The sequence below is a fragment of the uncultured Caballeronia sp. genome (genome assembly GCF_964243625.1).
Classification (GTDB): domain Bacteria; phylum Pseudomonadota; class Gammaproteobacteria; order Burkholderiales; family Burkholderiaceae; genus Caballeronia.
Genome location: NZ_CAXTGZ010000512.1, coordinates 1 through 4,354, shown reverse-complemented (window position 1 = coordinate 4,354; position 4,354 = coordinate 1). Strand labels below are relative to the sequence as shown.

The 4,354-nt window shown below is 60.0% G+C and carries 2 protein-coding genes; both read right to left on the bottom strand.

The annotated features are described in order from the left end of the window. Window positions 1–155 precede the first annotated feature (155 nt). Window positions 156–2,663 (bottom strand): glycosyltransferase family 4 protein, encoded by a 2,508-nt coding sequence (locus tag ACFFAR_RS25925; protein WP_375508715.1) that lies wholly within the window; start codon window positions 2,661–2,663, stop codon window positions 156–158. A gap of 15 nt (window positions 2,664–2,678) precedes the next feature. Further along, a complete protein-coding gene (locus tag ACFFAR_RS25920; protein WP_375508714.1) occupies window positions 2,679–4,172 on the bottom strand; it encodes a flippase in 1,494 nt (497 codons plus the stop codon). Window positions 4,173–4,354 lie beyond the last annotated feature (182 nt).

The following is a 4,354-nucleotide window of genomic DNA, read 5'->3' as shown; positions in this document are numbered from 1 at the left end:
GGGGTTCGTGTTTTATATGCTTGTGGAACGGCCCGCCATGCATTGGTCGGCTAGTTTTAAGCGGAAAGCTTGAGGGGTTTCGGATCGCATCTTTGAGTACAAACGAAGAGCCCCGCATAAGCGGGGCTCTTCGTTTCAGCGACCGGCCTCCGAACTCATCCCCGCTTCGACCTTCCCCTCCCGGCAACATCCGACAGGATCTTCTGCACGCTTTCTACATACCGCTCCGTGCCGAAGCGGTTGATCGCGTTTGCATAACCCTGCTCGACCAGGCGGCCGCGCAAGTCCGCATCGGCGGACAGCTCGCCAAGCACGCCCGCCAGTTCAGTCACATCTCCCGGCGTGCACAGGATGCCGTTCTCGCGATTCGTCACGATATCCACCACACCGCCGGCACGCGCGGCCACGACCGGCCGCTTCGCCAGCATGCCTTCGATGATCACGCGACCGAACGGCTCCGGACTGATCGACGTATGCGCGATGACATCGACTGCTTTCATGCACGCCGCAATGTCATGCTGGAACCCCAGAAAATGCACGCGATCCCCAATCCCGTGCTCAAGCACATAAGCCCGCAATTCCGCCTCGTAAGCATCCTCGCCAAAGAGGGCGGCGCCTACCAGCACGGCGTGCATGTCGGGCGCCTCCAGCAGCGCCTCGAGCAACACGTGCTGCCCTTTCCAGCGCGCGAGCCGGCTGAACGATCCGACCAGAAACGCATCCTGCGGCAAACCAAAACGCGAGCGCAATTCATGTTGCGCGACCGCTTCGAGTTCCGTGAACGGCTCGGCTGAAATGCCGTTGAACACCACATCCAGACGCTCTTCTTTCATCCGCGTCAACGCGGTAAGCGCGACCGCCGACGCAGTCGAATTGGCGATCACACGTTCCAGCATCAGCTTCGTGCACCACTTGATGATGGTGAGCTGCGTCTTGCCGAAATGCTCGGGGCTGACGATATCGCGAAGATGCCACACGACCGGCCGCCGTGAGATCAGGCCCGCGATTGCGCCAACGACCATCGCGCGCTGAGTGTTCACATAGATTACGTCGGAGTTGCGGGATTTTTCCAGCGTGCCGCGCACGAGTCCCATCACGCCGCCGATCATGCCGGCACTCGGCCGTTTCATGCCGCTGTCCTTGCTCACGCCGCCGAGCGCGGCGCCATCGAGCACGTCGACCTTGATGCCGACCGCTTCCAATGCAATGCGAAACGGACCGTCATCGAAGAGAACTGTCTCGTTGTTGCCGCGCATGTTCTTCATGACCTCGAGCAGCGATAATTCCGCGCCGCCGAGCACGCCGCTTTGATCGACTGCGAGCACGCGCATGCCATCGGCGGCTTCGTTGTCTTCGTCCTGCTTCGGCGTTGTCGTCTTGACCTTGCGCACGAGGGGAACCGGCGGCAACGCCGGCGGTGGCAGCGTGAACTGCGGTGCGACGCTCTGCACGTAGGCGCGCAGGTTATCGCGGAAATGCCTCACCGAAAAACGCTCGGCATTCGCGCGGCAATCCGCAGGTTCGATCTTCACCGCGCCGAGCTCGAAGCCATCGACGGCATCGATGATCGATTCGGTCGTTTGTTCATCGAAGAAGAGGCCCGTCGGACATGCGTTCGAACTGTCGAGCACGGTTTCCAGCGCACCGCCCTTCCCGTAAGCAATCACGGGCGTTCCGCACGCCTGCGCCTCGACCACCGAGATGCCGAAGTCTTCTTCGGCCGCAAACACGAACGCCTTCGCGCGACGCATCTTGTCCTGCAAGACCGCGAACGGCTGATATCCCATGATCTCGATGTTCGCGGTCGCCTTCGCTCGGATCTTGCGCATGTCGGGACCATCGCCGATCACCACCAGCTTGCGCTCGGGCATCTTTGCAAACGCCTCGACGATCAAGTCGATCTTCTTGTACGGCACCATGCGCGACGCGGTCAGATAGAAGTCCTCTTTCACCTCGCAAAGCTGGAATGCATCGACATCTACCGGCGGAAAGATCACATGCGAATCGCGGTGATACACCTTGTTGATTCGCCGCGAAATGAACTCCGAATTCGCGATGAAATGATCCACCGAATTCGACGTCCGGATATCCCAGTTGCGCATGTAGTGCAGCACAAGACGCGCGAGTCCCGACTTGATGCCGACCGTGAGGTTGGATTGCTGCAGATACTGATGCTGCAGGTCCCACGCATAGCGGATGGGCGAATGCACGTAGCTCACGTGGATCTGATCCGGACCGGTGAGGATGCCCTTCGCGACCGCATGGCTGCTCGAGATCACGAGGTCGTAACCGGAGACATCGAGTTGCTCGATGGCAAGCGGCATCAACGGCAAGTACGATCGATACCGCTTCTTCGCCTGCGGCAACTTCTGGATGAACGACGTGGTGACCTTCTTGCCGCGCATCCACGCGCGCTCCTCCATGAAGTCGACCACGCTGAACAGATCGGCTTCCGGAAAGCAGATAAGGATCTGTTCCAGCACCTTCTCGGCGCCTGCGAATGCGACGAGCCAGTCGTGCACGATCGCTACGCGCGGTACCCGCTTTGCAACCCGTGCGCGATGCTTTGGCGGCGCATCCATCACGGAAGGCGGATTCACATCAGTGCGGTCAGCGTGATCCTGAACCGGGTCGATGAGCACTTCATCGAGATCATGTCTCATTCGCCACTCCTCACCTCAAACCGTGGATTTCACGCGTCGTTTCAGACGCGTACTCAACTCGCGAACAAAGCTGCGCGCCATGGAGCGCAGCGCGGGTCGCGTCAACAGGGAACAGCCGGCATTGAGGCCTGCAATAACGAACGCCGCGGCAATCGACTGCAACGGGTATTCAATTGGATCGATGAGGTAAGCGACACCGAGTCCCGCGACAAGAAACGCGAGGTGCAGGAGCATGTCGGCGGCGATTGGCCGGGCGTTGACGCGTGAGATCCACAGCAGCAGACCGTAGTCGACGAGCGAACGCGCGACGACCACGCTCGCCGCGCCGATGGGACCGAAGTGCGCAATACCGAACCACAGCGCCGTCACGAAGAACGGCAGTTGCACGAGGCCGATGCGCGCGGCTGTAGCGGGATTGATCTGCGACTGGATCATGATGCGCGTGACGCTTGCCTGCCCGACAAGCCACACGCCGATGATCAGGATCCGGCCAACGGGTGCGCTCGCGACGGCGATTTCCTGCCCGACCCACAGATGCAGAAACGGTGCGAGCACGAGCATCACGAACAACGCGATCGGTGTGAACACTCCGTTCAGGAACTCGAGCGACTGGCGGACCATTGCATCGGCGTGATCGCGCTTGATTGCCGACAGCCGCGGAAACAACGTCCGCACCAGCGAATTCGGCAACATGTTCAAACGCGTGACGAGGTTCTGCGGCACCGTGTAGTAAGTTACGAACCGCGCGCCGAGATTTGCGCCGAGAAGGATGCGATCGAGCGAATCGGTGATCATGCTGGAGATGGTTGCAACCAGCATCCATCCGCCGAATTTGAACAAACCGCCGGCCACGCCAAGTTGCGGCCATTCGATGCGTTTGATGTCGAGCACCTTGATGCTCGCGCGGGCAAGCAGCACGACCGCGATAACACGCGCGACCACGGCGGCGGCAAGCACCGTCTGCAGGTTCGGCGCGATCTTCCATGCAGCCGCGAGCGGCAACAACTGGAAGAGGAACGTGCCGATTGTCTGGTTCGTGTTGTAGATACCGAAGCGTTCGACGCCGTTGATGGCGCCCGCGCATACCCATGAAACGTTTGCGATGGGGATGGCGAGCGCGAGCCACGGAAGCGCGTGATAGACCTCGCGCTGCATGTCCGGGGATGTGTGTGCCACGTAGGCCGTGTAGGCGAAAGCGCCGAAGTAGATCAGCGCTCCGCCGATGATTCCCGTGCCCAGGTTGAGCCAGATGGCGCTCCAGAAAACGCGCGAGCGGGCTTCGGGGTCGTTTGCTGCGTGCGCCTTCGAAATTTGATGCTGCGCGGCCATGCCCATGCCGAGATCGAGAATGCCGAAGTAGCCGATAAGCGTCCAGACGAGGCTGATGACGCCATAGCGTTCGACACCTACGAGATGGATGTAGGCAGGTACGGTGATCAGGGAGACGAAGGTGGGCAGCACCAGTCCCGAGAAGTTGATCGCCATGTTTTTGATTAACGATTTTTCCATCGGGGGCGGGTCGTTGGCTGTTGGTTTTAGGGGGTGAAGGTTTTGGGTGTTGTGGGGCGGGGTTAATGCCGGGTTGTTGCTCTTAATGTCTTCGCACGTTACTTGTTAGTTATCCTCTTTATCGCCGTTAGCCACTGTGCGTGGCGGCACTTCATTTCTTTTTCCAACGGCGAAAAAGAAAC

Coding starts and splice junctions, on each gene's coding strand:
- ACFFAR_RS25925 (WP_375508715.1), bottom strand. CDS start 2,663: ATGAGACATGATCTCGATGAAGTGCTCATCGACCCGGTTCAGGATCAC.
- ACFFAR_RS25920 (WP_375508714.1), bottom strand. CDS start 4,172: ATGGAAAAATCGTTAATCAAAAACATGGCGATCAACTTCTCGGGACTG.